The 26,132-nt window shown below is 59.7% G+C and carries 24 protein-coding genes; 13 read left to right on the forward strand and 11 right to left on the reverse strand.

The annotated features are described in order from the left end of the window. Positions 1-34: 34 nt before the first annotated feature. Complete coding sequence (locus BLW01_RS07495; protein WP_092568871.1) at positions 35-775, forward strand: GntR family transcriptional regulator; 741 nt, start codon at positions 35-37, stop codon at positions 773-775. A 50-nt stretch (positions 776-825) separates the two neighbouring features. Here BLW01_RS07495 and BLW01_RS07500 read toward each other — a convergent pair whose 3' ends face one another. The 3 genes from BLW01_RS07500 to BLW01_RS07510 form a co-directional block, all read right to left on the reverse strand. Further along, on the reverse strand, positions 826-2,277 hold the full coding sequence (locus BLW01_RS07500) for an NCS1 family nucleobase:cation symporter-1 (RefSeq protein ID WP_092568872.1): 1,452 nt from the start codon (positions 2,275-2,277) through the stop codon (positions 826-828). A 66-nt stretch (positions 2,278-2,343) separates the two neighbouring features. Next, on the reverse strand, positions 2,344-3,708 hold the full coding sequence (locus tag BLW01_RS07505) for an NCS1 family transporter (protein WP_092568873.1): 1,365 nt from the start codon (positions 3,706-3,708) through the stop codon (positions 2,344-2,346). 121 nt (positions 3,709-3,829) lie between these two features. Next, a complete protein-coding gene (locus tag BLW01_RS07510) occupies positions 3,830-4,570 on the reverse strand; it encodes an aspartate/glutamate racemase family protein (RefSeq protein ID WP_092568874.1) in 741 nt (246 codons plus the stop codon). Positions 4,571-4,842: 272 nt separating this feature from the next. Between BLW01_RS07510 and puuE the strand changes: the two genes are divergently transcribed. The 7 genes from puuE (at position 4,843) to BLW01_RS07545 (ending at position 12,518) form a co-directional block, all read left to right on the forward strand. Continuing rightward, positions 4,843-5,781: an allantoinase PuuE gene (puuE, locus tag BLW01_RS07515; protein ID WP_092568875.1), complete on the forward strand. Its 939-nt coding sequence runs from the start codon at positions 4,843-4,845 to the stop codon at positions 5,779-5,781. Between the two features lie 48 nt (positions 5,782-5,829). Next, positions 5,830-6,663, forward strand: a complete 834-nt coding sequence (locus BLW01_RS07520) for a bifunctional allantoicase/(S)-ureidoglycine aminohydrolase (RefSeq protein ID WP_092568876.1) — start codon at positions 5,830-5,832, stop codon at positions 6,661-6,663. 14 nt (positions 6,664-6,677) lie between these two features. Continuing rightward, on the forward strand, positions 6,678-7,166 hold the full coding sequence (locus BLW01_RS07525) for an ureidoglycolate lyase (RefSeq protein ID WP_092568877.1): 489 nt from the start codon (positions 6,678-6,680) through the stop codon (positions 7,164-7,166). 198 nt (positions 7,167-7,364) lie between these two features. After that, positions 7,365-9,140, forward strand: coding sequence for a glyoxylate carboligase (gene gcl / locus BLW01_RS07530; RefSeq protein WP_092568878.1), 1,776 nt, complete (start codon positions 7,365-7,367; stop codon positions 9,138-9,140). A gap of 57 nt (positions 9,141-9,197) precedes the next feature. Beyond that, positions 9,198-9,968: a hydroxypyruvate isomerase gene (gene hyi, locus BLW01_RS07535; protein WP_092568879.1), complete on the forward strand. Its 771-nt coding sequence runs from the start codon at positions 9,198-9,200 to the stop codon at positions 9,966-9,968. 182 nt (positions 9,969-10,150) lie between these two features. Then, on the forward strand, positions 10,151-11,038 hold the full coding sequence (locus BLW01_RS07540) for a 2-hydroxy-3-oxopropionate reductase (RefSeq protein ID WP_092568880.1): 888 nt from the start codon (positions 10,151-10,153) through the stop codon (positions 11,036-11,038). Positions 11,039-11,219: 181 nt separating this feature from the next. Next, the gene (locus tag BLW01_RS07545; protein WP_092568881.1) at positions 11,220-12,518 is read left to right on the forward strand and encodes a glycerate kinase type-2 family protein; all 1,299 of its coding nucleotides are present in this window, start codon (positions 11,220-11,222) and stop codon (positions 12,516-12,518) included. Positions 12,519-12,658: 140 nt separating this feature from the next. On the opposite strand, the gene BLW01_RS07550 is transcribed toward BLW01_RS07545, so the two are convergent. The 6 genes from BLW01_RS07550 to BLW01_RS07575 all read right to left on the reverse strand — a co-directional run bounded on the left by BLW01_RS07550 (position 12,659) and on the right by BLW01_RS07575 (position 18,600). Then, on the reverse strand, positions 12,659-12,886 hold the full coding sequence (locus BLW01_RS07550) for a hypothetical protein (protein ID WP_092568882.1): 228 nt from the start codon (positions 12,884-12,886) through the stop codon (positions 12,659-12,661). Positions 12,887-13,012: 126 nt separating this feature from the next. Beyond that, entirely contained in the window at positions 13,013-13,969 is a 957-nt protein-coding gene (trhO, locus tag BLW01_RS07555; RefSeq protein ID WP_092568883.1) for an oxygen-dependent tRNA uridine(34) hydroxylase TrhO, read from the reverse strand. A gap of 157 nt (positions 13,970-14,126) precedes the next feature. Beyond that, positions 14,127-15,572, reverse strand: coding sequence for a sodium:solute symporter family protein (locus BLW01_RS07560; protein WP_229806449.1), 1,446 nt, complete (start codon positions 15,570-15,572; stop codon positions 14,127-14,129). A 203-nt stretch (positions 15,573-15,775) separates the two neighbouring features. After that, complete coding sequence (locus tag BLW01_RS07565; protein WP_092568885.1) at positions 15,776-16,168, reverse strand: RidA family protein; 393 nt, start codon at positions 16,166-16,168, stop codon at positions 15,776-15,778. 45 nt (positions 16,169-16,213) lie between these two features. Then, complete coding sequence (locus tag BLW01_RS07570; protein ID WP_092568886.1) at positions 16,214-17,713, reverse strand: N-acyl-D-amino-acid deacylase family protein; 1,500 nt, start codon at positions 17,711-17,713, stop codon at positions 16,214-16,216. Between the two features lie 23 nt (positions 17,714-17,736). Then, positions 17,737-18,600, reverse strand: a complete 864-nt coding sequence (locus BLW01_RS07575; RefSeq protein ID WP_092568887.1) for a MurR/RpiR family transcriptional regulator — start codon at positions 18,598-18,600, stop codon at positions 17,737-17,739. A 103-nt stretch (positions 18,601-18,703) separates the two neighbouring features. Here BLW01_RS07575 and BLW01_RS07580 point away from each other — a divergent pair, with 103 nt between their 5' ends. Beyond that, positions 18,704-19,918, forward strand: coding sequence for an amino acid deaminase (locus BLW01_RS07580; protein ID WP_092568888.1), 1,215 nt, complete (start codon positions 18,704-18,706; stop codon positions 19,916-19,918). 99 nt (positions 19,919-20,017) lie between these two features. Here the strand turns inward: BLW01_RS07580 and serA are convergent, their stop codons facing one another. Then, the gene (serA, locus tag BLW01_RS07585; protein ID WP_092568889.1) at positions 20,018-21,268 is read right to left on the reverse strand and encodes a phosphoglycerate dehydrogenase; all 1,251 of its coding nucleotides are present in this window, start codon (positions 21,266-21,268) and stop codon (positions 20,018-20,020) included. A 306-nt stretch (positions 21,269-21,574) separates the two neighbouring features. On the opposite strand from serA, the gene BLW01_RS07590 reads away from it, so the two are divergent. Genes BLW01_RS07590 through djlA form a run of 4 tightly spaced genes read left to right on the forward strand, consistent with a single transcriptional unit; the run spans position 21,575 to position 25,456 of the window. After that, complete coding sequence (locus tag BLW01_RS07590) at positions 21,575-21,844, forward strand: exodeoxyribonuclease VII small subunit (protein WP_092568890.1); 270 nt, start codon at positions 21,575-21,577, stop codon at positions 21,842-21,844. Further along, the gene (gene ispA, locus BLW01_RS07595; RefSeq protein WP_092568891.1) at positions 21,837-22,724 is read left to right on the forward strand and encodes a (2E,6E)-farnesyl diphosphate synthase; all 888 of its coding nucleotides are present in this window, start codon (positions 21,837-21,839) and stop codon (positions 22,722-22,724) included. Before BLW01_RS07590 ends, ispA begins: the two co-directional genes overlap by 8 nt. 16 nt (positions 22,725-22,740) lie before the next feature. Further along, on the forward strand, positions 22,741-24,672 hold the full coding sequence (gene dxs / locus BLW01_RS07600; protein ID WP_175529794.1) for a 1-deoxy-D-xylulose-5-phosphate synthase: 1,932 nt from the start codon (positions 22,741-22,743) through the stop codon (positions 24,670-24,672). Between the two features lie 10 nt (positions 24,673-24,682). Beyond that, positions 24,683-25,456, forward strand: a complete 774-nt coding sequence (gene djlA / locus BLW01_RS07605) for a co-chaperone DjlA (RefSeq protein ID WP_092568893.1) — start codon at positions 24,683-24,685, stop codon at positions 25,454-25,456. Positions 25,457-25,522: 66 nt separating this feature from the next. Here djlA and BLW01_RS07610 read toward each other — a convergent pair whose 3' ends face one another. Beyond that, complete coding sequence (locus tag BLW01_RS07610; protein ID WP_092568894.1) at positions 25,523-26,041, reverse strand: Hcp family type VI secretion system effector; 519 nt, start codon at positions 26,039-26,041, stop codon at positions 25,523-25,525. Positions 26,042-26,132: the final 91 nt, after the last annotated feature.

Raw genomic sequence — 26,132 nt, forward strand, 5'->3', positions numbered from 1 at the left:
CGTGATTTACAGCTGATGTGGAGCCTTGTTGACCATGACGGAGCGACAATCACAACCGGTGTCCAGTCCCTCTTCCCCTCAGCGTCGCCGGGGCAAGAACGGTGATGGTGACAAGCGTCATGATGCCATCTATCGCGCGATCAGTGACGCCATCATCGAGCATCGTCTCAAACCCGGTGCCCGTTTGAGGGAAGACGCGTTGTCCGACGTGTTTGGTGTCAGCCGCACCGGGATTCGCAAGATTCTCCAGCGCCTGGCCCTGGAACAGATCGTGACCTTGACGCCACGTCGCGGTGCGAGTGTGACACGGCCTACGGCGGATGAAGCCAAGGATGTATTCGATGCCCGTCAGATGATCGAATGCGGGCTGATGGAGGCCGTGGCGCGTCGCATCACGGCAGCGGATATCGACGAGCTGCGGGACATGGCCAAGCGGGAGCGCGACGCCTTGCGGGTGGGGGAACAGAGTACCGCCATCAAATTATCGGCAGCGTTCCATGAGCGCCTGGCACAGCTTTCAGGCAACGCCACGCTGGCCGATTTCGTCGCACGGTTGTGCTCGCGCTCCTCATTGATTCTGGCCGTGTATGGCAGTTCCGGCCACCTGGGATGCGAGTCCCATGATCATGACGAACTGGTCCGTCATCTGGAAGCCGGAGATGGCGAGCGGGCTAAAACGTTCATGAGTCGTCACCTCAAAACGATCGAGTCTTCCTTGTCGATCGTCGAAGAGGAAGATCAGACCCCCGATCTGTATCGCATCTTTGCCGAGTGACCCGGTGTCAGGACACCGGGTCGGTTGGCATGGATGGCGTGAAATTCCGTTCAAGGGGCAGGGGCGACAGCGGTGTGGCGTGACATGAAACCATAGTAGAACAGCCCGCCGAGGCCCGCGCCGATCAACCAGGCATACCCACCCAGTGCTTCGAGTGCCGGTACCCATACCGATGAAATCGAGAACAGCGCAGCCAGACCGAAGGCGGCGAGCGCCCGCTGATTCCATCCCTTGGTGTAGTAATAGGCGCTGTCCGGGGCGGAGGAGAACATGGCTTCCAGGTCCAGGTTCTGACGTTTCACGAGGTAATAATCGACCACGATGATGCCGTAGAACGGCGCGACGACGGCACCCAGGGCATTGACGAAGCCGGGAACGCCGATACGACTGATCACGGTGACCCACAGGGCGCCGATGAAGAAAGCGATGATCGCTGTGATCAACCCGCCGACACGAAAGCTGATCTTGCGGGGAAAGAGGTTGGCCAAGTCATAGGCCGGTGGAATGAAGTTGGCGACCAGATTGATCCCGACCGTGGCAGCAAAGAAGGTGATGGCGGCAATGATCGTCAGCGGGAGTGCATCGACGCGTTCGACGATATCCGAGGGGTTGGTCAGGGTTTCGCCGAATATCACCAGCGTACCGGCGGTGATGATCAATGCGATGAACGAAAAGAACGCGACATTGAGCGGCAGGCCGAGCAGGTTGCCAAGCTTCATCTCGCGTTCGCTGCGAACGAAGCGCGTGAAATCGCCGAAATTGATCACGACCGCGGCGAAGTAGGCGATCATGGTTCCGGTGATGGCCAGAAAAGCCGTAATGGGGTTACCTCCGCCGTCGCCTTCTTCACCACTGAAAATGGTGCCGATGGCAGGGAGCAGCTCGCTGCCGGCCTGAATCCATACCACGCCCATCAATGCAATCATGACCAGGTAGACCAGCGGCCCGGCCCAATTGAGGAAGTGCTTGATGCGCTCGATCCCGGACCAGAAGATGGCGATCTGAAAGGCCCAGACGATCACGAACGAGATCCAGTCGATCGTCGATAATCCCAGCAGTGTGCCGCCGGGGTCGCCAAACAGCGCTGTCAGGAGCAATGCCATGGCGGTTGAGGCGAAATAGGTTTGTACGCCGTACCAGAAAATGCCAATGATGGCGCGCAGCATGGCTGGGAAGTTGGCGCCGTGAACCCCCATGCTGGCCCGTACCATGACGGGAAAAGGGATACCGTACTTGACGCTGGGTTTGCCGGTGAGATTCACCAGAAACATCACCACCACACCAGCCAGGATGATGGCTGCCATCACCGCCCAGCCGTTGAGACCATACGAGAGAAAGAGCGAGGCGGCCAGGGTATAGCCGAACAGGCTCTGGATGTCATTGGACCAGACATTGAAAATCTCGAAGGCGCCCCATCGGCGTTCAGTTTTCTTGATCGGGGCCAGGTCGGCATTGTAAAGCGCCGGGTCCCGGCTCGCGATATCGAGTTCGTTATCGTTCATTGGCCACTCCTGCAAGCGCGTGAAGAGGACCGCCGAGGGCAGCGGTCCTGCCGTATGGTGGGTAAGTCAGTTGGTGAAACGTTGGCAGGGAGACCAGTAGCGCATCAGCACATAATAGGCCACTCCCGCCGGGATCAGACTGGCGTACCAGGAGATATCCGATACCGTGAAAGCCACGACAACGCCAATGCCGGTCGCGATAAGGGCCGCATAGTTGACCCCCTGATACGGACCGTTCTGATCATAGAGTTTGTCGAGATCCAACTGGCGGCGACGGATCAAGTAATAATCCACTACCAGAATCGCGAAAATCGGGCCGAGGAAAGCCGAGTAGGTCTGTACGAACACCTGGAGGCCCGCCGCCGAGCCGTCCTTGACCAGCTCCCAGGGGAAAGTGGCAAAGGCCAGGAAACCGACGATGACGGTGGCGGTTCGGTACTTCAGCTTGAAGACATCCATCAACACATAGGTGGGTGGCACCACGTTGTTGAGCACATTGGTGGTCACCTGGGCAAACGCAATGAACAGCAGGGTGGTCATCAACAGCGGCGTATTGTCCACGGCATTGGCGAAGACATCGATGGGGTCGGCGACGCCGGTTGCCTCGGACACCATGAACCCGATGAGTCCCATGAAAATGGTGCAGGGCAGGATGGACATGGAGTAAATGGTGGTCAGCATGCCGGGGCCGCTGCCATGCTTGAGCTCACGGGCATAGTCACTGACATTGAGGATCATGGTGCTGTAGATCCCCAGGAACAGCATGGTGGCCCCCCAGAACGGCAGCCCCCAGGAGCCTTCCATGGTGATCAGGCTTGCCGAGAGCTCGTCGCCATAGCGCTGAATGGTGCTGTAGAACATATAGACCAGCGAGGCGAGAATGAAAGCACTGCCGATATTTTCCAGCCACTTGATGCCCTGGAAACCGAAAACCGAAAGCAGGATTTGCAGTAGTTGGAAGGTGATGAAGAAAAAGACGATGTTGCTGAAGCCGAATAGCGTTTCCGAGACAGCGTTCAGTGCACCGGCACCGATCCAGCTCTGGAAGCCGTACCAGACGATGGCGGGCAAGGCGCGTACCAGCCCGGGCAGGCGGGTGCCGGAGAAGCCGAATGCACTGCGTGCCTGAACCATGAAGGGAATGCCGTATTTGTAGCCGGCGGCGCCATTGAGTGCCAGAGCGACGCCGATCACGAAACAGCCGATGGCGATGGCCAGGGTCGCCTGGATCAGATTCAGAGTACCCACCACGCTGGAGCCCATGGCGAAGGTGCCGATGGAGACGCAGCCACCGAACCAGGCCAGAAAATAGGAGGCACGCCCCATGATGCGAACCTTCTGTGGTGCCAGATTCTCGTCACCTGGGGCTTTATCGTTGACGGCTGCGGGATGCGGCGTAACGGCGTCGGGTTGGGGGATGTCTTGTTGCATGTTGTTGTCCTCGCAAGAGTATCTCGGGGTTGTTGTTGTCAGCCACCGCGCCCATCAGGGCTGAGTGTGTGAGTCTTGCGGCGTGCGGCTCGTTGTTGTGTCGGTTTGGTGCCACCTCGCCTCAGGGCGTTTCGCGCGACAGGTGTTCGAAGCGACCGGTGAAAGCCTTCGGTCGCGGAAAAGCAAGATCGCCGTACTTGCTGGTGCCGAGTCCCAGACCCACGAGCGCCTCGGCCAGTTTGACCGCGGATGTGACGCCCTCCACGACCGGTAGTCCGACAGCGTCACTGATGGTATCCGTCAGTTCGGCCATGCCGCCGCACCCCAGGACGATGGAGCCGATGTTGTCCTCATCCCTGGCCCGCCGACACTCATCGATGATGCGCCCGAGAGCGGCCTCGCCCTCCTCTTCCAGATCCAGTACCGGAATGTCGGCGGCACGCACTCGCCGGCAGTGATGGCGGAAGCCGTACTGTTCCAGCAAATGTTCGGCGATGATGGTGGTGCGACCGAGCGTTGTCACGATGGAGAAGCGGGTACTGATCAGGGTCGCCATGTGAAATGCCGCCTCGGCGATACCGATGACCGGTGCCCGGGTCAGTTCACGAGCGGCCAGCAGGCCTGGGTCGCCGAAGCAGGCAATGACATAGGCATCGGTGGCATCATTTTCACCGGCCCGGATTTCCTCGGTTACCCCGACGGCACTGATGGTTTCATCGAAGTGGCTTTCGATCGAGACGGGGCCGCCGCTGGGCTGACTTGCCGTGATGCGTGTGCCGGGGGCGGCAATACGCCGAGCGGCTTCACCGATCGTCTCGGTCATCGCCGAGGTCGTATTGGGATTGATGACTCGGATATGCATGGCATGCGTCCTGACCAATTGGGCAACTTTTGTGAACAAAATAGTAGCTATTTGTACACAAAATAGAAGCCGCTTTCACCGAACGCAAGAGCGACGTTGAAAAACGCTTGACGTATCCATATCGGGCGGCTTCTTCCAGGAACCGTGCGCACATTGTGCTTGCAGGATCAGTCCGGGATCAGGCATGGCTTGCATCTAATATGGATACACTCTACATTTTTATTGTATACATAAATGGGTCGATGACTCCGAACAATCAAAGGAAAGACATCATGAGTCCCTCCACGAACGCTGAATATCCTCGTGATCTGAAAGGTTACGGACGCACGCCGCCCCATGCCGATTGGCCGGGCAAGGCCCGGATCGCTGTCCAGTTCGTTCTCAATTACGAGGAAGGTGGTGAGAACTGTGTTCTGCATGGCGACAGCCACTCAGAAAAATTCCTGTCCGAGATCGTGGGTGCCGAGGCGTATCCCGAACGACACATGAGTATGGAGTCGATTTATGAATACGGCTCCCGCGTTGGCGTCTGGCGGGTACTCAATGAGTTTGAGCGTCGCGGCTTGCCATTGACGGTCTTCGGCGTGGCCATGGCCCTGGAGCGTCATCCCGACGTGGCTCAGGCATTCAAGGAGCTGGGACACGAAGTGGCTTGTCATGGCTGGCGCTGGATTCATTACCAGGGCGTGCCGGAGAGTGTCGAACGCGAACACATGCGTCGCGCCATCGAGATCTTCCAGGAGCTCTACGGGGAAAAACCCTTGGGTTGGTATACCGGACGGGACAGCCCCAATACCCGTCGCCTGGTCCTCGACGAGGGATCCTTCCTCTACGACAGCGATTACTATGGGGATGACCTGCCGTTCTGGACACAGGCGAAGGACAGCGAGGGAGACATGCATGATCATCTGATCGTGCCCTATACCCTGGACTCCAACGACATGCGCTTCGCCTCTCCGCAAGGATTCAACACTGCCGAGCACTTCTTCACCTATCTCCGCGACGCCTTCGATGTCCTTTATGCTGAAGGCGAGGAGACCCCAAAGATGCTGTCGGTTGGCTTGCACTGCCGGTTGATCGGTCGTCCCGGACGCTTCCGGGCCCTGCAGCGCTTTCTCGATCACATCGAGGCCCATGACCGTGTCTGGGTCACGCGACGGATCGATATCGCCAGGCACTGGGCCGAGAGACATCCCGTGCGAAATGGTTGATGAGCGATTCCATCAAATAAATGGAAAATATTTCCATAAAGGTTTCTTATGACGCAGCGTCAATACTATGCACCGACTGGTGGCCTGCCGCCCCAGACCCAGTTGTTGACCGATCGGGCGGTATTCACCGAGGCCTATGCGGTGATTCCCAAGGGGGTCATGTGCGACATCGTGACCAGCTATCTCCCCTTCTGGGACAACACCCGACTGTGGATGCTGTCGCGTCCCTTGTCGGGATTCGCCGAGACGTTCTCCCAGTACATCATGGAGGTGTCGCCTGGAGGGGGGAGCGACAAGCCGGAACCGGATGCCGCTGCCGAGGCCGTTCTGTTCGTCGTCGAGGGTGAAATGACGCTGACGATCGATGGAGAAAACCATGTCATGGGGCCCGGGGGTTATGCGTATCTACCGCCAGCGTGCCCATGGCAGGTACGCAACCATGCCTCGGCAGCAGTACGGTTCCATTGGATCCGCAAGGCCTATGAGCATGTCGAGGGGTTGGACGTGCCGCCCCCCTTCGTGACCAATGAAAACGATATCGAACCGACACCGATGCCCGAGACGGATGGCCGTTGGGCAACGACACGCTTCGTCGATCCCGAAGATCTGCGGCATGACATGCATGTGACGATCGTGACCTTTCAGCCGGGCGGTGTGATTCCCTTCGATGAAACGCACGTGATGGAGCACGGGCTCTACGTACTGGAAGGTAAGGGCGTTTATCATCTCAACCAGGACTGGGTGGAAGTTGAAGCCGGCGATTTCATGTGGCTGCGCGCTTTTTGCCCTCAGGCTTGTTATGCCGGGGGGCCCGGGCCATTCCGGTATCTGCTGTATAAGGACGTGAACCGTCATGCATCGTTGCGACCCGGCCCCCGCTAGCCAGAGGAGTACTTATGCTGGAATTGACAGCCGAACCATTGACCCCGGAGGCCTTCGCACCGTTCGGTGACGTCATCGACACACGAACGGCCGATTATTTCCACATCAATGCCGGACGCACGCGTCGTTACCACGATCTGGCCATGGTCGAGCTATTGGGGGACGAGGCACGCCCCTTGATCAGCATCTTCGCCAGCCAGCCGGTGGCGATTCCCCTGACACTGGACTTCCTGGAGTGTCATCCCCTCGGCAGCCAGGCCTTCATGCCACTTCATGGGGAACGTTTCCTGATCGTGGTGGCGCCCCCGGGGGAGACAATCGATCCGGCAACGGTGCGCGCTTTCGTTACCGATGGTCGCCAGGGAGTGAACTATCGGGCGGGAACCTGGCACGCGATTCAATCGGTGCTGGATCGCGAGGGCGAATTCCTGGTTGTCGACCGAGGGGGGCCGGGTGACAACTGTGAGGAGTATTCATTGGACCTGCGGGTCACGCTGGAGTGATACACCCGCTTCCCACATGGTGAGTCAGCATTCCGATGCGTGGGCTGATGGCCGGCAATTGATTTGCCGGTCTTTTTTGTGTCATTTTGCCCTTATAAATTTTTTATGGAAAATATTTCCATAAATATTGACAGAGTCGTCGTTGAGACCTAGCTTTATATACAACAACAAAGCGAACGCCATCGAGGAGGATTCGTCGTGGCTAAAATGACAGCAGCAGAAGCCGCCGTTCACGTACTCAAGAAGGAAGGTGTCGAGGTTGCCTTCGGGCTGCCGGGTGCCGCCATCAACCCGTTCTATGCCGCTATGCGTCGCGTTGGTGGTGTCGATCACGTGCTGGCGCGCCACGTCGAAGGTGCCTCGCACATGGCCGAGGGGTATACCCGCACCCAGGCCGGCAATATCGGCGTTTGCATCGGCACGTCCGGACCAGCGGGAACCGACATGGTCACGGGACTGTATTCGGCCAGTGCCGATTCCATCCCGATCCTCTGCATCACCGGACAGGCGCCCAGCGCCAAGCTTCACAAGGAAGATTTTCAGGCGGTCAATATTCGTGAGATTGCCGGCCCGGTGACCAAGTGGGCGGTCACGGTACTGGAACCGGCCCAGGTACCCCGGGCATTTCAGCAGGCCTTCCAGTTGATGCGTTCATCGCGTCCCGGTCCGGTATTGATCGATCTGCCGATCGATGTGCAGATGAGTGAAATCGAGTTCGATCCCGACACCTACGAGCCGTTACCGGCTTACAAGCCGAGTGCGACACGCGCCCAGATCGAGAAGGCCTTGGCCATGCTCAATGACGCGGAGCGTCCTTTGCTGGTGGCGGGCGGAGGCATCATCAATGCCGATGCCAGCGACAAGCTCGTTGAATTAGCCGAGCTCACCGGGGTACCGGTCATTCCCACTCTGATGGGCTGGGGGACGATCCCCGACGATCATCCCTTGATGGCAGGAATGGCGGGGTTGCAGACAGCGCATCGTTACGGCAATGCTACGCTGCTGGCTTCCGATTTCGTCATGGGTATCGGCAACCGCTGGGCCAACCGACACACCGGCAGCCTCGATACGTATACTCAGGGACGCACGTTCGTCCATGTCGATATCGAGCCGACCCAGATCGGCCGGATCTTCGGGCCGGATTACGGGATCGTCTCCGATGCCGGCGCCGCGCTCGAGCTGTTCGTCGAGGTGGCCCGACAGTGGCAGGCCGAAGGCCGGCTCAAGGATCGCAGTGACTGGGCCGAAACATGCCAGGAGCGCAAGCGGACCTTGCTGCGCAAGACACATTTCGACGATGTGCCGGTCAAGCCGCAGCGTGTGTACGAAGAGATGAACAAGGCCTTCGGGCGAAACACGCGCTATGTCAGCACCATCGGCCTGTCGCAGATAGCCGGCGCTCAGTTCCTGCATGTCTATCAGCCCCGTCATTGGATCAACTGTGGTCAGGCCGGCCCTTTGGGGTGGACGATTCCTGCCGCCCTTGGGGTCTGCCGAGCGGATCCGGAAGCGGAGGTGGTGGCGTTGTCGGGCGACTATGACTTTCAGTTCATGGTCGAGGAACTGGCTGTCGGTGCCCAATTCAACTTGCCCTATATTCACGTTCTGGTGAATAACTCCTACCTGGGACTGATTCGCCAGGCGCAACGCGGTTTTGACATGGACTACTGTGTACAACTGGCGTTCGAGAATATTAACTGTCCCGAGATCAATGGGTACGGTGTGGATCACGTCTCGGTGGTCGAAGGCCTGGGCTGTAAGGCCCTGCGGGTCACCCGTCCCGAGGCGATCGGTGCGGCATTCTCCGAGGCGCGTGAATTGATGCAACAGTATCGAGTGCCCGTCGTTGTCGAGATCATTCTCGAGCGGGTGACTAATATTTCCATGGGGACCGATCTCGACGGGGTCAACGAGTTCGAGGCGCTGGCCGAAAACACCACCGAAGCACCGACATCCATCGCTGCCCTGACTTGAGGCTGACCGGACGTCGGCGGATCGTCACGAGAATCGATAACAAGCGAGGAGACCGTTATGCCAAAATTTGCCGCCAATCTCAGTATGCTGTTTACCGAGATGGATTTCCTGGATCGCTTCCAGGCCGCCGCCGATGCCGGATTCAAGGGGGTAGAGTACCTTTTTCCCTATGACTATCCGGCTGAGGACATCAAGCAGCGACTCGATGCCAATGGCTTGACCCAGGTGCTGCACAACCTGCCGGCAGGTGATTGGAGTGCAGGCGAGCGGGGGATCGCCTGCCACCCCGATCGGATCGATGAGTTCCGTGACAGTGTCGATACGGCGATCAAGTATGCGACGACGCTTGGCTGCAAGCAGGTCAATTGCCTGGCCGGCATTCAGCCGCAAGGTGTCAGTCATGATGAAGCACGCAAGACGTTGATCGGAAATCTGCGTTACGCCGCCGACAAGCTCAAGGACGCCGGCGTCCTGCTGATCGCCGAACCGATCAACACCCGAGATATTCCCGGCTTCTTCCTCAATCGGACCGAGCAGGCTCTCGGTGTCTTCGACGAGGTGGGAAGTGACAATCTCAAGTTGCAGTACGACATCTATCACATGCAGATCATGGAAGGGGACCTGGCTCCAACGCTGGAGAAGCACCAGTCGCGAATCGCTCACATCCAGATTGCCGATACGCCTGGACGTCATGAGCCTGGCACCGGAGAGATCAACTATCCGTTTCTGTTTGCTCACCTCGATCGTCTCGGCTACGACGGCTGGGTCGGGTGCGAGTACAAACCCCGGACGACAACGCGTGAAGGGCTCGGCTGGCTGGATCGGTGAAACGCTGTTGCGCTCGGCATCTTGGCCGCCGGCGGTGTCGAGGCGTCGAACCGTCGCAATCCTCATTGAGCACCCAGTCAACTCCGGTGACTGCGTGCCGGCGGTGGCCGACCTGCCTGCGCTCACGACGCGTTTCAGAAGTTTGCCAACGATCATGAAGACAAGCTGAAAGGAGAAACATCATGAGCAAGATCGGTTTTATTGGATTGGGTATCATGGGGCGTCCCATGGCAGGACACTTGCTGGATGCCGGTCACGACGTCACGACCGTTGAACATCGCAAGCCTCTTCCCCAGGAGTTGGCGGACAAGGGGGCTCAGGTGGTAGCCAGCCCCAAGGCGGTCGCCGAGGTATCCGAGATCGTCATTACCATGGTGCCGGATACACCGGACGTGGAGGCGGTCCTGTTCGGTGAGAACGGTGTCGTAGAGGGCCTGAAGCCAGGTACCTTGGTGATCGACATGAGTTCCATTGCGCCCTTGGCGACACAGGATTTTGCCAAGCGTATTCACGATGCTGGTGGTGAATACGTCGACGCGCCGGTCTCCGGTGGTGAAGGAGGCGCGATCAATGCAGCGTTGACCATCATGGTCGGTGGAACCAAGGAGGGATTCGAACGCGCCCTGCCGCTGTTCGAGGTCATGGGCAAGACCATCACGCATATCGGCGGTCATGGCGACGGCCAGACCTGCAAGGTCGCCAACCAGATCGTTGTGGCATTGACCATCGAGGCCGTCTCCGAAGGGCTGCTGTTCGCCTCCAAGGCGGGCGCCGACGTGGCCAAGGTGCGTGAGTCGCTGCTCGGTGGGTTGGCACAGTCGAAGATTCTTGATGTCCACGGCGAGCGCATGATCAACCGTACCTTCGAGCCCGGTTTCAAGGTGCATCTGCACCAGAAGGATCTCAATCTGGCGCTGGAGGGAGCGCGCAGTCTCAACCTTTCCTTGCCCGGTACCGCCAATGCGCAGCAACTGTTCCAGGCTTGTGCGGCGCATGGTGGAGAAGAGTGGGACCATTCCGGCATGTTGAAAGCGTTGGAAGCTCTCGCCAATCACGAGGTCAACCGCTGAATCGAGGCGGTTGCACATCTGCCGCTTTTCCCTACGTTTCCTGATTTGGCGGGCGCGGGGTCGTCGCCCGCCATTCGCCACGACATGTGGCCCTCCGCCGGCAATGGGTAGCTTTGAGTTGACCCGCTGCCGGTTTTTTTCCGTCGTAACGCGTGTCGTCTTTCCAGCGAGGACTTCGTCGATGAATGCCTATGTGCCTTTCACCAGCCATGACGCTTCTCGGCAGTGGTTGACTCATCTAGCCCAGTCGGCTGTCTCGGCTGTGTATCCCGATCGCCTGTTTGGCGACTGCCTTCCCAATTCGCCCGATGGACGGACTGTGGTGGTCGGGGCCGGCAAGGCCGCCGCCGCCATGGCCAAGGCACTTGAATCCGCCTGGGAGGCGCATTGTCCGACTGCTCCGCTTGAAGGGATGGTCGTCACACGTTATGGACATAGTGAACCCTGTCGCCATATCGAAGTACTGGAAGCGTCTCATCCCATGCCGGATGATCTCGGCATCGAGGCGGCCCAACGCATACTTGATCGGGTCGGGCCGTTGACAGCCGATGACTTGGTGATCGTACTGGTGTCAGGGGGCGGGTCGGCTCTATTGACATTGCCGGCTCCGGGACTCGAGCTGGCTGACAAGCAAGCCGTGAACCAGGCGCTCCTGCGCTGTGGTGCGCCAATCCAGGATATCAATACCGTGCGTCGACACTTGTCGGCAATCAAGGGGGGACGTCTGGCATTTCACGCTCATCCGGCCCGGGTCGTCACGTATCTGGTGTCCGATGTGCCCGGTGATGAACCGAGTCTGGTCGCTTCCGGCCCCACGCTTCCCGATGACTCGACAGCGGCGGATGCCCTGGCGCTTATCGAGCATTATGGTATCGAGATCCCTGATAGCGTGTATCACCACCTGACGAAACATGACAACGCCCCACGCCGTGATGATCCCGGTTTCGCTCGTGATGAGGCACTGATACTGGCTCGTGCTCGTGATGCCCTGGAGGCAGCACGCGAACGAGCCGAGCGCAGCGGGGTGGATGTCAGGATCCTCGGTGACGATCTGGAAGGAGAGGCTCGTGAACTCGGCCAGGCACAGGGCCGGTTGGCGCTCGAGTGCCAGAGTGAAATCGACCGGCCGCTGTTGATCCTGTCGGGAGGTGAAACCAGCGTCACGGTGCATGGTGATGGTCGAGGCGGACGCAACGTCGAATATCTGCTGGGCCTGTTTGCTTACCTCAAGGGGGCCGCAGGCATTTATGCCCTGGCCATCGATACTGATGGTATCGATGGCTCCGAGGATAATGCCGGTGCCATGTTCGGCCCCACGTGCTGGGACCGCGCCAGAGCAGCAAGGATCTCGCCAGTCGACTACCTGGACAACAACGATGCCTATCATTTTTTCGCCGAGCTCGATGGCCTGATCGTGACCGGTCCGACCCGGACCAATGTCAACGATTTCCGTGCCATCCTGGTTCTGCCGAAGGCCTGACAATATGCGCGCGACACATCACAATAGTCGCCCTGACGGCGATGAGGAGCGCAACAGCCATGCGATGCAATTGTCTCTCGATAAAGGGCGCTGAGGAAATGGCAACCTGCTTCTGACCTCCGTGGTCGCCTCAGTGCGCTCTACCAGGCAATTCCATTGTCCTTCAATTGCTTGGCCAGCTTGTTTGCCACGCCGTTGAGTTGATCTTCATCGACACCTGGCAGCAGCTTGCGGGCTTCCGCCAGCAGTGGTTCGGCATGGCTGTGACGTCCCGAATAGATCAACAGCACCAGCATGCCCTCGATATCCTTGTCGCTATAGATTTTCTCAGGCTTCTGAGAGCGCTGTCGGCTTCGCGAAATGCGCACGGTATCAGTTCTCCAGGATAGCTAGTCGATAATGGGGTATGAATATGGGATGTCATCAACACTATCGGCCAGACCGGTGAAAACTTGAGGGCATGCAAAGGCACTGCTTCGCTTATCAGCCTCCCATCAGGCCTCCGATCTCTCCTTGCGGGGGTCATGACCGATCGGATGCGGTTCGCCCCGGGCCCTGGCCAGTTCGATCTGACGTTGACGTTCACGGGCGGCGGCACGCGTTTTCTCGGGTAATGAATCGTAGCAGTGGGGACAGCTGACCCCGGGCTCGTAAGATTCGGAACGCTGGTCCTCGGCAGAGATCGGCATACGGCAGGCGTGGCATTGGTCATATTCCCCTTCGCTGAGGTCGTGACGCACCGTGACACGGTTGTCGAACACGAAACATTGACCGCGCCAGAGCGATTCATTTTCGGGGACATGCTGCAGATAATTGAGGATGCCTCCCTTGAGGTGATAAACCTCCTCGAATCCCTGCTCGAGCATGAAACTGGAGGCTTTCTCGCAGCGGATTCCGCCTGTGCAGAACATGGCGACCTTCTTGTGCCGGGAAGGGTCGTAGCGCTCTTTGACGTAATCCGGAAATTCGCGGAAAGACTTGGTCCTGGGGTCGATGGCGCCTTCGAATGAGCCGATGGCAACTTCATAGTCGTTGCGTGTATCGATCACCAGTACCTCGGGATCGGTAATGACCTCATTCCAGTCTTCCGGCTCGACATAGGTACCGGCCTGCTGATTGGGATCGATCCCCTCTATGCCCATGGTCACGATCTCGCGCTTGAGCTTGACCTTGGTGCGGTAGAAGGGAGGATGGTCGCAATAGGACTCCTTGTAATCGACATCGGCGAGGCGCGAGTCGGCCTGTAACCAGTCGAACAAGGCCTGGATACCCGCTCGCTGGCCGGCCACGGTGCCATTGATGCCTTCACGGGCCAATAACAGCGTGCCTTTGACGTCGTTGTCGAGCATGACTTGCCGAAGCGGCTCGCGCAGGGCTTCATGGTCTTCGAGCGTGACGAACTTGTACAACGCCACGACGACGATTCGTGGAGAATCGCTGGGATGATTCATGCCTTGTCTCCTGGTTGTCGTCCTCGCAAAGGGCGGACCGGGATAATGTGATGGTGTCGCTGAAAGCGGGTATTTTACGCAATGCCTCACGGTGATGCATCTGCGTCATGATGCCGCCCCACCTGTTGGTTAGGGCGGCCAGGGACTAACGGGAAACTCAGGTCGCTGAATCGGCCTGAGGTGTCAATGCAGGATTGATATCGCTTTCCATGCGCTGGCGCTCCTCGTTGATACGTTGCAGGGCATGTTCTGACGACACCTTGGAGGCGGGTGTGACCAGGCTGACCACGACGCCCACGATGAGTGCGACCAGAACGGCGGGGATGCTGGGGTTGCCCCAGAAGGCCGTCCAGCTGTCCACGTTGATCACCGCCAGCGAGGTCGCCGACGCGGCGATCAGGGTGGCGATGGCGCCCTGCCAGTTGTAGCGCGGCCAGAAGCGTCCCAGCACGCCGCACACGAACATCCCGGCCATGACCGTGGCGATCATGCTGGTGATGTAATCGATGACATTGTCGGAGATCAGCGCGAACAACAGCGCCAAGCCGATGGTGGCGACCAGCGCCAGGCGCGAGAGGATGACGACCTTGTGCCCAGCGGGTGTGTGCCCGGTGAACAGCACGTAGACATCGCGCAGCAGGATCGAGACGCCGGCGATAGCATCCGAACTGGCGCTCGACATAGTCGCCGAGAGTCCGGCAACGAGTAACAGCAAGCCGAGCCATAGCGGCAGGATTTCGGTCGCCAGGAAGGGGAAGGCGAAGTTGCTGTTGTCCAGGCCGGGGTTCAGCGCGTGGGTGGCCATACCGATGATCGCCGGGATGATCGAGAAGATCATATAAAGAATGCCGGTGATCACGAATGACTTGCGGACGGAATGGACCGAGTTGCCGGAGTAGATGCGCTGTCGATAGGAGGGCGTTGCCAGCACGCCGACGGCGATGACCGCTGCCAGAGACAACGCTGGTATCACGCCGATCTTGTCGATGCCGAGGAAACTGGTGGTTGCGACATCCATGTCAGCGCCCAGGCCGGAGAATCCGCCGACCTCGAACAATGCGATGATGGCCATCACGATGAAGCCGATAAACAGCACTACTGCCTGGATGGTGTCGGTCCATACCACGGCCATATAGCCGCCGATCACGCAGTAGATGCCGAAGCCCAACGCCACCAGGATGCGCGCGGTAGTCAGGTCGATGTCGGCCATCCATGATAGATAGAGTCCACCACCGAGAATGTGCGCGCCGAGCCAGCCAATACAGGCGATGTAGATCAGCACAGCGACGATGTTGCGCACCAGGCGACTGGCGCCAACATAGTAGGAAAGCTCCTCGCTCATGGTCATGAAACGCAGCTCGCGTACCGGTGCGAACCACGCCGCCAGCAGCAGCACACCGATTGAGCCGCCGATACCGTAGAGGGCCCCGGCCCAGCCGTTGGCATAGCCGAAGCCGACCGCGCCCATGCTGGAGCCGGTGCCGACCATGGTGGCAACGGTGGTGCCGATCGTCAGGAAGATCGGAATACTGCGGCCTCCCAACAGGAAATCGTCGCCGCTGCTGCGGCTATGGCGGGATACCCACCAGCCGAATGCGATCATGGCGACCACATAAGCGATGAATGACCCGAGGAAAACGTGACTGTTCATAATAACCTCTTATAATTGTTGTCCCGGCCGTTGCCGCGGCCGGGGCAGTGTGGAATGTCATAGCCAATGGGGTTTTACGCTGTCGGTCGCGCCCTTGCCGGGGCGCGACCTCCTTCTCTTGCCCGAACGGCACCATGCGCCTTCTCGGTGTGGGTTCAGGCCTTGTCCGCGCGATAGCACTTCACATCGACCTCCACCTTGCAGTCGACCACCAGGTCCTGAACGCTGCAGATGCGCGCCGGGGGATGCTCGCCGAACACCTCCTTGAATACCTTGTTGAATGAGCTGAAGTAGCGTGCGTCGGTCAGCACTGCAGTGACATGCACGACGTGCTCCACGCCATAGCCGGCGTCTTCCATGATCTTCAGGCAGTTGGCGAAGGCCAGTCGGGATTGTTCGACGATGCTGCCTTCGACGACTTCACCGTCCGTCATGGGGGTCTGCCCCGAGACGAACAGCCAGCCGCCCGCTTCGGTGGCGCGAGCGAAAGGGAGTGTCTGGCCGCCGGTGCCGATGCCCCCTTCGACGCCATAACGTTTGATGCTCATGATTTGCCCTCCTGTATTGCTGGTTGCCGACTTTTCGGATGCGACTTAGTGGGATAAGGCGTTGTCACGCCCGTTGGAAATGTCCGCGGAGGCCGGGGCTGGAGAAAGCCGGACGTCACGGCGCAACAGCCGTCCGGCTCGCATTCCTCTTGCCTCGCCGTGGCGATAACTGATCATGCCGTTGACGACGACCAGCTCAATGCCGCTGGCGAGTGAAACCGGGACGCTGTAGGTGGCGGTATCCTGAAGTCGTGCAAGCCCGAACAGCACCAGATCGGCGAAGGCGCCGACGCGGATGACGCCACGGTCCGTTAGCCCGAAGTTGGTCGCCGAGAGCCCGGTCATCTTGCGCACGGCCTCGCTCAGCGGCAGCAGCTTCAGGTCGCGACTATAGTGGGCGAGCACGCGCGGGAAGGTACCCCACAGACGGGGATGTGGGTGCGGGTCGTTGGGCAGGCCGTCGGAGCCGACCATCGACAGCGGATGCGATAGCACTAGGCGCATGTCCGCCTCGCTCATGTTGTGATAGACCGCGCCGGCTGGTTGCAGGCGTTTGGCGGCGTCCATCAGCGATAGATCCCAGGCCTCGGCAATCGCCTGCAGCGGCTGGCGAGCCATCTCCGGGTGCGGGTCGGACCAGGTGATGAAGATATCGATCTCATCGGTGACCTGGCCCAGATCCAGCGTCGAGGAGCCAGCGGTATACGGGTAGCAGTCGCAATGCACACCATGGGAGCGTGCGGCATCGTCGAGCTTTACTAACGCCTTGGGCGCGTTGCCCCAGTTGCCGGCGCCGGCGCACTTGAGATGCGAGATCACCAAGGGCGCCTGACCGTGCCGCGCGGTGGCGACGGCTTCGTCCATGGCCTCGATCAGCCCGGCGAATTCGTCGCGCAGATGTGTGGTATAGACGCCGCCGGCGCGGCCTACCGCCTCGACCAGAGCGTTCATCTCGGTGGTTGGTGCATGGAAGGCATTGCGGTAGGCCAAGCCCGAACTCATGCCCACGGCGCCCTCACCCAATGCTGTTTCCAACTGCTCGCGCATGGCGGCGATCTCGTCGTCGCTGGCGGGGCGGTCGAAGCGATCCATCACCTGGCTACGAAGACTCGTGTGCCCGATCAGGGCCGCCACGTTGACACTGGGCACCGCCGCGTCGATTGCCTGGGCGTACGCGGCAAAGGTGGGGTAACGAAAGTCTTCCGCGCGGCCGAGCAAATTCATGGGATCGGGTACGTCGTCTGTGAGCGTGACCGGGCTGGCGCTGATGCCACAGTTGCCGACCACCACCGTGGTCACGCCCTGAGAGAGCTTGGGCAGCATCTCCGGGGTGCGGATGACGTTGGTATCGTCGTGGGTATGCACGTCGATGAAGCCTGGGGTGAGTATCAGGCCCTTGGCTTCGATCACGTCGTGGGCACTGGTGTTTTCCAGTTCGCCCATGGCGACGATTCGTTCCCCCTGGATGGCGACATCGGCGGTGAAGGCATCACGCCCGCTGCCGTCGATGATTGTGGCGTGCTGTATCAGTAAATCGACGTACATGTCGACTCCTTGCGCAATATGGTTCAATCGCCCAGCGGCTGGCGATTATCGCCGCCGCGATGGGCATCGAGGGTAATCTTGAGTCGTCGCAGCTTGTCGCGGGTACGGTCGCGGTGCCGCAGCGCCAGGCCCAGCGCCAGCATGTCAATGGCGGCCATCATGGCGTAGCGCGATGATGACGGGAAATAGATGTAGTCGGTCTCGCGGGCCGCCAGCGGCAGCGTGATATGGGCGACCTTGGCCAGTGGCGAACCGGTGGCGGTAATCGCCAGTACGCGCGCGCCGTACTGGCGCGCCAGCTCGGCCGCTTCGACGATCTCCGGGGTGTAGCCGGTGATCGAGAGCGCGACGACGACATCGTCAGGCTCCAGGGTCGAGGCGACCATGCGAGGCAGGAGTGCTTGCGGATAGGCACTGATGGCGTAACCGAGCCGCACGAGCCGGAATTGCATCTCCTGTGCCATTACCGTGGAGCCACCGCCGGCACCGAAGACCAGGATCTGGCGGGCATCGTCGAGCATCGCCACCGCTCCCTCGACGTCGGCCTGTTCCATCAGTTCGCGGTTGAGCGAGAGCGTCTGCGCGGCGGTATCGTAGATGACGCTGAGGCCGTCCTCTTCGCTGGCCTCATGAATGAAACGGCGGCCGGCAGCCAGAGCCCGTGTGAGGCGCGTTTTCAAGTCGCGTACATTGCGGCAGCCCACCGCTCGCGCGAAACGCGTCACCGTGGCGTCACTTACCTCGGCGCGTTTGGCGATCTCGCCGATGCTTGCCTCGGTGACGAAGTCGATGTCGTCATGAATCAGCGAGGCAACCTTTTTTTCCGACTCGCGAAGGCTCGGCAAGCAGGCGGTGATATGCGACAGGATGTCGAATTCTTGACTCACGAGAGGTCCGTATCCGATGGCTGATGTGTGTGTTAATAACTAACATATTTTTATTTTATGTGTTAGTAAATACACTAGAAGTAGAAAACGTGAGGAAAATACGATGTCCGAACCCGCTCAATGGGAAATCGAAAAAGGTGTGCCGATCGTGCAGCCGGCGCATCTGCTGCATGACGTTCCGCTGCCGACGGCGGCGATCTTCGAGGCACCGCTGGCCTATAACCTGGCCTGGATGCAGCGTTTCGCGGACGCTCACGGCGCCAAGTTGGCCCCGCATGGCAAGACCACCATGGCACCGGCTCTGTTCAAGCGGCAGATCGAGGCGGGGGCTTGGGGCATAACGTTGGCGACGGCGGTGCAGAGTGTGGCGGCGCATGCTCACGGCATCGCGCGCGTGTTGATGGCCAATCAGTTGGTCGGGCGCCCCAACATGACGCTGGTAGCGGATGCCATCGAGCGCGGGCTCGAGTATTACTGCGTGGTGGATGACGTCGATAACGTGCGCGATCTAGGGGGGTACTTCGCCGAACGCGGCCTGACGCTCAATGTGCTGATCGAGCTGGGCATCGACGGCGGTCGTTGCGGATGTCGCAATGTCGAGCAGGTCGAGATGCTGGTCGCGGCGATCAGAGAAGAGCCCGCCCTGGCGCTGGCGGGCATCGAAGGGTACGAGGGCATGATCGCCGGCAGCAATGAAGTGGCTGCTGTGCGTGCCTACGGCGAACGGTTGGTTGAGACCGTGCGCACTTTGCATGCCAGTGGTGTGCTCCAGCGGGAGACGCCGATCGTCACCGCGTCAGGCTCCAAATGGTTCGATCTGATCGCCGAGGCATTCGACAAGGCGGAATTGCGTGAACACTACACCCCGGTGTTGCGGCCGGGATGCTACGTGGTCCACGATCACAAGCTCTATGCCGGGGCGATGAGCGATGTGAAGGCGCGCCACCCTCGACTCGAGGGTGAATTGCAGCCGGCGCTCGAGGTCTTCGCGCATGTGCAGTCACTACCCGAGCCAGGTTTGGCCATCGTCGCACTGGGTAAGCGCGATATCGGTCATGAGCCGGATCTCCCGCTCCCGCTGCGCCGTTATCCGCGGAGTGCGGAAAGATCGGTGTCGGTCGACGTCAGTGGCTGGCGGACGACGCATATCATGGACCAGCATACGTTCCTGGCGATCCCTCATAACGCTGATATCGCCGTGGGAGATGTGCTGGCCTTTGGGACGTCTCACCCCTGCCTGACCTTTGACAAGTGGCGCCGCATGTTGTGCGTCGATGAAACGCTGGAGGTGACGGAGGTGATAACGACGCACTTTTGAGTGGCGCAAGGCATGCGGCACGCAGAACGACGCGATGTCTTGAGGTCGCGACCCCTCGTATGAGGGGCCGTGCTATATCAGGGGCATTGCGCCGTGGCGTCACGCATTGAAGTTGCTCTCGGAGTAGAGCACGCGCAGCCGCAGGGTGTGATTGACCTGCTTGAGGGCTTCCAGGGCCTTGGGACCATAGGCCTTGTCGACATCGACGACCACATAGCCGACCTTCTCGTTGGTCTGAAGGTACTGGCCTGAAATGTTGATGCCGTTTTCCGACAGCACGCGGTTGATCTCGGACAGCACACCGGGGACGTTGTCGTGGATGTGCAACAGGCGGTGCTTGTCCGGATGCGCCGGCAGAGCCACTTCCGGGAAATTGACCGAGGTGATGGTCGTACCGTTGTCGGAGTAGGTAATCAGCTTCTCGGAGACTTCGACGCCGATGTTTTCCTGAGCCTCCAGGGTCGAGCCGCCGACATGGGGTGTCAGGATGACATTCTCGAGTCCACGCAGAGGACTGACGAACTCCTCGCCATTGCTCTTGGGTTCGACGGGGAAGACATCGATGGCTGCACCAAGCAGTTTGCCTTCCTTGAGCCCTTCGGCAAGGGCCTCGATATCCACCACCGTGCCGCGGGAAGCGTTGATGAGAATGCCGCCCTGCCTCATCAGAGCGATCTGCTCCTTGCCGATCATCCAGCGCGTGGAGGGGACGTCGGGGACATGCAGGCTGACGACATCGGATCGCGCGAGCAGCTCCTCCAGACTGCCGACCTGACGGGCATTGCCCATGCCCAGTTTGGTGACGACATCGTAATAGAGGACATCGAAGCCCATCGACTCGGCGAGTACCGATAATTGGGCACCGATATTGCCATAACCCACGATACCCAGAGTCTTGCCGCGCGCTTCATGTGAGTTCTTGGCGGATTTCAGCCAGCCGCCCTGGTGAGCCTGGGCACTCTTTTCGGGGATGCCGCGCAGCAACATGATCGACTCGGCCAATACCAGCTCCGCCACCGAGCGCGTGTTGGAGTAAGGGGCATTGAAAACCGGAATCCCGCGTTTCAGGGCAGCGTTCAGGTCGACCTGATTGGTACCGATACAGAAGCAACCCACGGCTGTCAGTTTCTCCGCCGCGTCGAAGACACGCTCGGTGAGCTGAGTGCGTGAACGGATTCCCAGGAAGTGGGCGTCACGGATCTTGTCGATCAGCGTCTCTTCATCCAGGGAGGTGGAGAGGTGTTCAATGTTGGTGTAGCCGGCGTTCAGGAAGTTGTCCACTGCGCTCTGGTGAATACCCTCGAGCAACAGGATCTTGATTTTGCTCTTGTCCAGGGACGTTTTGGCCATCGTTGCGTCAACCCTCTCGCGGCAAGCGCCGCGTTGATCTCTGAATCGATTGGAGTTCATGGATCCCGGTTGCTGTCTCATCAGGGACGCATTGGGCTGTCCGCGATGCCCGGGAATCGAAAACGGACTTATCCTAGCACAGTTGGCATGCTTACCGGGGGGAGTCTCCATGAAAATGCCATGAAGGGATTATGAAAAAGGCACATGATCGAATCCGGGGGCAGACGCCCCCAGGGGGATTGCGTGTATACTGGCGACTGACATGTCGGTAAGACATGCACGATGAGAGGATGAATGAGAGGCAATATGGCTGATCAGGATGCTGCACCCGACGAGTCCGTGACACCGCAGGACTTTGCCTCGACCCTCGAACGGCTCGAGACACTGGTCAATCGGCTTGAGTCAGGCGAATTGTCCCTGGAAGAGTCGCTATCCGCCTTCGAGCAGGGAGTACGCTTGACACGAGATGCTCAACGGCGACTCGATGAAGCCGAACTCAAGGTGCGTACGCTGGTCGAGCAGCCGGATGGTTCCCTGGGCGAGTCGGCCGATCAGGATCTTGGGGATAATGACTGACGTGGCATCGCTGGAACGCCGTCTGGCCGAGCATCGTACGCGCATCGAAGGCGTGCTCGAGGCTCTTTTTCATGATCGGAATGAGGTGTCGACCCGCTTGGAGGCGGCGATGCGTCATGGCGTGTTGGGTGGTGGCAAGCGCCTGCGTCCCATCCTGGTCTATGTCACGGGTAGAGCCCTGGGAGCCGCGCCTGATGCACTCGATGCACCGGCCGCCGCCGTGGAATTGATTCATGCCTATTCGCTGGTGCATGACGACCTGCCCGCCATGGATGATGACGACCTGCGCCGAGGCAATCCAACTGTCCACAAGGCCTTCGATGACGCTACGGCCATTCTGGCCGGGGATGCCTTGCAGACGCTGGCCTTTGAGGTGCTGGCGCGTTCTTCACATCCACGCTTGGGGGCGCTGGTGCGTAGCCTGACCGAGGCGTCTGGCCGTGATGGAATGGCTGCCGGTCAGGCGCTGGACCTAAATGCCGTGGGAGCCCAGCCGAGTGTCGATGCGTTGGTCGAGATGCATCGTCATAAAACCGGTGCGTTGATTCGTGCAGCCGTGCGGATGGGAGCCTTGACGGCGGTGGCCGAAACGGATGCCCGAGTCGCCGCGCTCGATCGGTATGCCGCGGCTATTGGTCTAGCATTCCAGATCCATGATGACATTCTCGATATTACCGGCGATACCGCGACGCTCGGCAAGACGTCCGGTGCCGATGCAGCCCGGGAGAAACCCACGTATCCTGCGTTACTCGGCCTCGATGCCTCACGTCGAAAAGCGAAGGGGCTGCTGGACGAAGCCCTGGAAGCGCTTGCTCCATTGGGCGAGAATGGCTCACCCTTGGCCGAACTGGCCCGATACATGATCGAGCGCGATCACTGACACGATTGATATCTTCATGAAACTGTTCGACGAAATTCCCGCCGAGCGACCGGCCACGCCTTTGCTTGACACGCTCGACACGCCGGCTGGGCTGCGCTCCATGAACCAGTCCCAATTGATGCAGGTTGCCGACGAACTGCGTGCCTACCTGCTCTATAGTGTCGGATGTAGCGGCGGGCACTTCGGTGCCGGATTGGGTGTGGTCGAGTTGACCGTGGCACTACACCACGCCCTGGATACACCCTATGACCGTCTCGTCTGGGATGTCGGTCATCAGGCCTATCCTCACAAGATTCTGACCGGACGACGCGAGGCGATGCTGAGCATCCGTCAGTATGGCGGCCTGGCGGCGTTTCCCCGCCGTGCCGAGTCGGAATACGATACCTTTGGCGTCGGCCATTCGAGCACCTCTGTGTCGGCGGCGCTGGGCATGGCGCTGGCAGCGCGTACCCGTCACGAGAAACGCCGTGTCTGTGCCGTGATCGGTGACGGTGCCATGTCGGCCGGGATGGCCTTCGAGGCACTGGCACACGCCGGTCATGTCGATGCCAATCTGCTGGTCGTCCTCAATGACAACGAGATGTCGATCTCGGAAAACGTCGGCGGCATGGCCAGTTATCTGGCCCGCATTCTTACCAGCAAGCCCTATACCCTGATGCGTGAGAACAGCAAGCGTGTCTTGTCGCATCTGCCCGGGGCGCTGGAGCTGGCCAAACGAACCGAAGAGCACATGAAGGGCATGGTCAGTCCGGCAACGCTGTTCGAGGAGATGGGATTCAATTACATCGGCCCCATCGATGGTCATGACTTGCCGGCGTTGGTGCATACATTGCGTAACATGCGGGATCTTGAGGGGCCGCAGTTTTTGCATATCAAGACCTGCAAGGGGCGTGGTTTTCAGCCGGCGGAATCCGATCCGATCGGCTACCATGCCATCACGAAGTTGGAAAAGCCGGCACCGGCGCCGCCTCCGAAAGTCGAGCCCAAGGCACCGAGTGAAGCGAAACCCGAGCCGGCCGCCAAACCGCGCAAATACTGCAATGTCTTCGGCGAGTGGATCTGTGACATGGCAGCCCGGGATGAGCGTCTGATCGGCATTACGCCGGCCATGCGTGAGGGCTCGGATCTAGTGCGGTTTTCCAAGGAGTATCCCGAGCGCTATTACGATGTCGCCATCGCCGAGCAGCATGCCGTGACGCTTGCTGCGGGACTCGCCTGCGAAGGCATGAAGCCGGTGGTGGCGATCTATTCGACCTTCCTTCAACGTGGTTATGATCAGTTGATTCATGACGTGGCGGTTCAGGGGCTCGATGTCATGTTTGCGCTGGACCGGGCAGGGGTGGTCGGCGAAGACGGCCCCACGCATCATGGGGCGCTGGACCTTTCCTTCGTACGCTGTATTCCGGGGTTGGTGGTAATGGCGCCGGCCGATGAAGCCGAGTGCCGGGCGATGTTGAGCGCCGTCTATCACCATCCCGGTCCGGCGGCCGTTCGTTATCCACGTGGTACAGGACCCGGTGTGGCAGTGCCGGAGCATCTGGAGGCCATCGATATCGGCAGGGCGCAGATCCGTCGCGAGGGGCAGCGAATCGCCCTGCTCGCTTTCGGTAGCCTGAATACGGCGGCCGCCGAGGTGGCTGAACGGCTCGATGCCTCGCACATCAACATGCGCACGGTCAAACCGCTCGATCGTGACGCCGTGCTGGCAGCGGCACGGGAGCATGACCTGCTGGTCACGCTGGAGGAAAACGTGGTGGCTGGTGGTGCAGGCAGTGGTGTCAACGAACTGTTGGCGGAAGCAGGTGAATTGTGTGCCGTACTCAATCTGGGATTGCCTGATGCATTCGTCGAGCACGGTAAACCGGCGGAGTTACTCCATGAATGTGGCCTCGATGCCGAAGGTATCGAGGCCTCCATCCGCCGACGTATCAATGCGCTGACCTCATAAGGATACTGGCATGCTGATCGCGATTCTGATTGGAGCGATGTTGGGCTACATGATCGGTCGCCTACCCGGGCTGCTGATCGGAGCCGTGCTGGGAGGGTGGATCGCACGCCGGTTCGTACGCGGTGTCGTAGTCAAACGACTCGCTCAATTGCAAACGCAATTCCTCGATTCAACCTTTGCCGTCATGGGCTGCCTGTGCAAGGCCGACGGTCAGGTGAGCGATGATGAGCTGCAGGTCGCCGAAGCGCTTTTCCAGCGGCTGCACTTGAGCTCCCAGCAGCAGGAACGGGCCCGGGCAGCTTTCGAACGTGGCAGGCGAGAGGACTTCGACCTGGACACTGAGCTGGCGACGGTACGGCGTATCGCCGGTAGCCAGCGAGCTCTGCTGCAGGTGTTCCTGCAGGTGCAACTCTCCGCCATTGCTGCCGATGGAGTATTGCATCCCGCCGAGCATGACATGTTGATGCGCATCGCGCGTGGTCTGGGCTGCTCCGAAGAGGAAATCGCGCAAATCGAGGCCATGTTGCGCGGGAGTACCAGTGAAGGCCGTCAGGCATCATCGGGGCAATCGCTACAGGATGCCTATAGCGTGCTGGGGGTCGATCCGGAATCGAGTGATGCAGAGATCAAGCGGGCCTACCGTAGGCTGATGAGTGAAAACCACCCCGATAAATTGGCAGGCAAGGGGTTGCCGGAAAGCATGCGGGAAATGGCGGAAGAGCGAACGCGTGAAATAAGCAACGCCTATGATGTCATCAAGGAAGCGCGTGCCGCTGAAGCGTAGTCAGTGCTTTTTTACCTTGAGTAGCAATCCCCTCCCCACGTGGTATGGGGAGGGGGTCAACGCTGGTTACGCTTCTTTCGGTGCGCGCCAGTCGTCGGACCCTGAGGTGCCGGCAACCGTGTGCTCCCAATCGATCTTGCGATAGGACAGTGCCACGTCCATCAATTGCGTGAACTCGGCCTTGGACGGATCCTGAGCATGCGGCATACGCAGATTGATGTCGACGATGGTGGCGTCAGTCAGGGTCGTGGTGAAGAAATGTTCCTGCTTGCCTTCCACCGAAGTGCGATACCACTTGAGTTCGACATTGGGCAGCATCTCACCGGAAGCGAGCGCGTTGTAAAGCAGGGGTACGGACTTGTTCAGGGCCACGGTGAAAATGAAAGGCTTGTGGGCCCGTTGACCGGAAGGCTGACCGGACTGGGGATCCGTGGGCACCGTGACCACGTGCTTGAATTCCTGGACCAGCATTTCGTCTTCATGGCCCTCGACGTAAATGTTGCCCACGGAATCCGGCGTGAAGGCGCCGGCCGTGATGTTGCCCTGGCTCTGGCCTTCGATGCTGATGTAACAAGGGGTTGGCATGTGTCTGCTCCTTGACGCTGTATGAGGAAAAAATGTCCTTGTGGACACCCTTGACAGGGCAGCGCGCATGCCATTTCCATGAAACGTCAAT

The sequence above is a fragment of the Aidingimonas halophila genome, from assembly GCF_900106955.1.
GTDB lineage: Bacteria > Pseudomonadota > Gammaproteobacteria > Pseudomonadales > Halomonadaceae > Aidingimonas > Aidingimonas halophila.

What these genes read in the sequence shown, in the direction of transcription:
- BLW01_RS07495 (WP_092568871.1), top strand. Translation starts at nt 35, where the DNA reads ATGACGGAGCGACAATCACAACCGGTGTCCAGTCCCTCTTCCCCTCAG.
- BLW01_RS07500 (WP_092568872.1), bottom strand. Translation starts at nt 2,277, where the DNA reads ATGAACGATAACGAACTCGATATCGCGAGCCGGGACCCGGCGCTTTAC.
- BLW01_RS07505 (WP_092568873.1), bottom strand. Translation starts at nt 3,708, where the DNA reads ATGCAACAAGACATCCCCCAACCCGACGCCGTTACGCCGCATCCCGCA.
- BLW01_RS07510 (WP_092568874.1), bottom strand. Translation starts at nt 4,570, where the DNA reads ATGCATATCCGAGTCATCAATCCCAATACGACCTCGGCGATGACCGAG.
- puuE (WP_092568875.1), top strand. Translation starts at nt 4,843, where the DNA reads ATGAGTCCCTCCACGAACGCTGAATATCCTCGTGATCTGAAAGGTTAC.
- BLW01_RS07520 (WP_092568876.1), top strand. Translation starts at nt 5,830, where the DNA reads ATGACGCAGCGTCAATACTATGCACCGACTGGTGGCCTGCCGCCCCAG.
- BLW01_RS07525 (WP_092568877.1), top strand. Translation starts at nt 6,678, where the DNA reads ATGCTGGAATTGACAGCCGAACCATTGACCCCGGAGGCCTTCGCACCG.
- hyi (WP_092568879.1), top strand. Translation starts at nt 9,198, where the DNA reads ATGCCAAAATTTGCCGCCAATCTCAGTATGCTGTTTACCGAGATGGAT.
- BLW01_RS07540 (WP_092568880.1), top strand. Translation starts at nt 10,151, where the DNA reads ATGAGCAAGATCGGTTTTATTGGATTGGGTATCATGGGGCGTCCCATG.
- BLW01_RS07545 (WP_092568881.1), top strand. Translation starts at nt 11,220, where the DNA reads ATGAATGCCTATGTGCCTTTCACCAGCCATGACGCTTCTCGGCAGTGG.
- trhO (WP_092568883.1), bottom strand. Translation starts at nt 13,969, where the DNA reads ATGAATCATCCCAGCGATTCTCCACGAATCGTCGTCGTGGCGTTGTAC.
- BLW01_RS07560 (WP_229806449.1), bottom strand. Translation starts at nt 15,572, where the DNA reads ATGATCGCATTCGGCTGGTGGGTATCCCGCCATAGCCGCAGCAGCGGC.
- BLW01_RS07565 (WP_092568885.1), bottom strand. Translation starts at nt 16,168, where the DNA reads ATGAGCATCAAACGTTATGGCGTCGAAGGGGGCATCGGCACCGGCGGC.
- BLW01_RS07570 (WP_092568886.1), bottom strand. Translation starts at nt 17,713, where the DNA reads ATGTACGTCGATTTACTGATACAGCACGCCACAATCATCGACGGCAGC.
- BLW01_RS07580 (WP_092568888.1), top strand. Translation starts at nt 18,704, where the DNA reads ATGTCCGAACCCGCTCAATGGGAAATCGAAAAAGGTGTGCCGATCGTG.
- serA (WP_092568889.1), bottom strand. Translation starts at nt 21,268, where the DNA reads ATGGCCAAAACGTCCCTGGACAAGAGCAAAATCAAGATCCTGTTGCTC.
- BLW01_RS07590 (WP_092568890.1), top strand. Translation starts at nt 21,575, where the DNA reads ATGGCTGATCAGGATGCTGCACCCGACGAGTCCGTGACACCGCAGGAC.
- ispA (WP_092568891.1), top strand. Translation starts at nt 21,837, where the DNA reads ATGACTGACGTGGCATCGCTGGAACGCCGTCTGGCCGAGCATCGTACG.
- dxs (WP_175529794.1), top strand. Translation starts at nt 22,741, where the DNA reads ATGAAACTGTTCGACGAAATTCCCGCCGAGCGACCGGCCACGCCTTTG.
- djlA (WP_092568893.1), top strand. Translation starts at nt 24,683, where the DNA reads ATGCTGATCGCGATTCTGATTGGAGCGATGTTGGGCTACATGATCGGT.
- BLW01_RS07610 (WP_092568894.1), bottom strand. Translation starts at nt 26,041, where the DNA reads ATGCCAACCCCTTGTTACATCAGCATCGAAGGCCAGAGCCAGGGCAAC.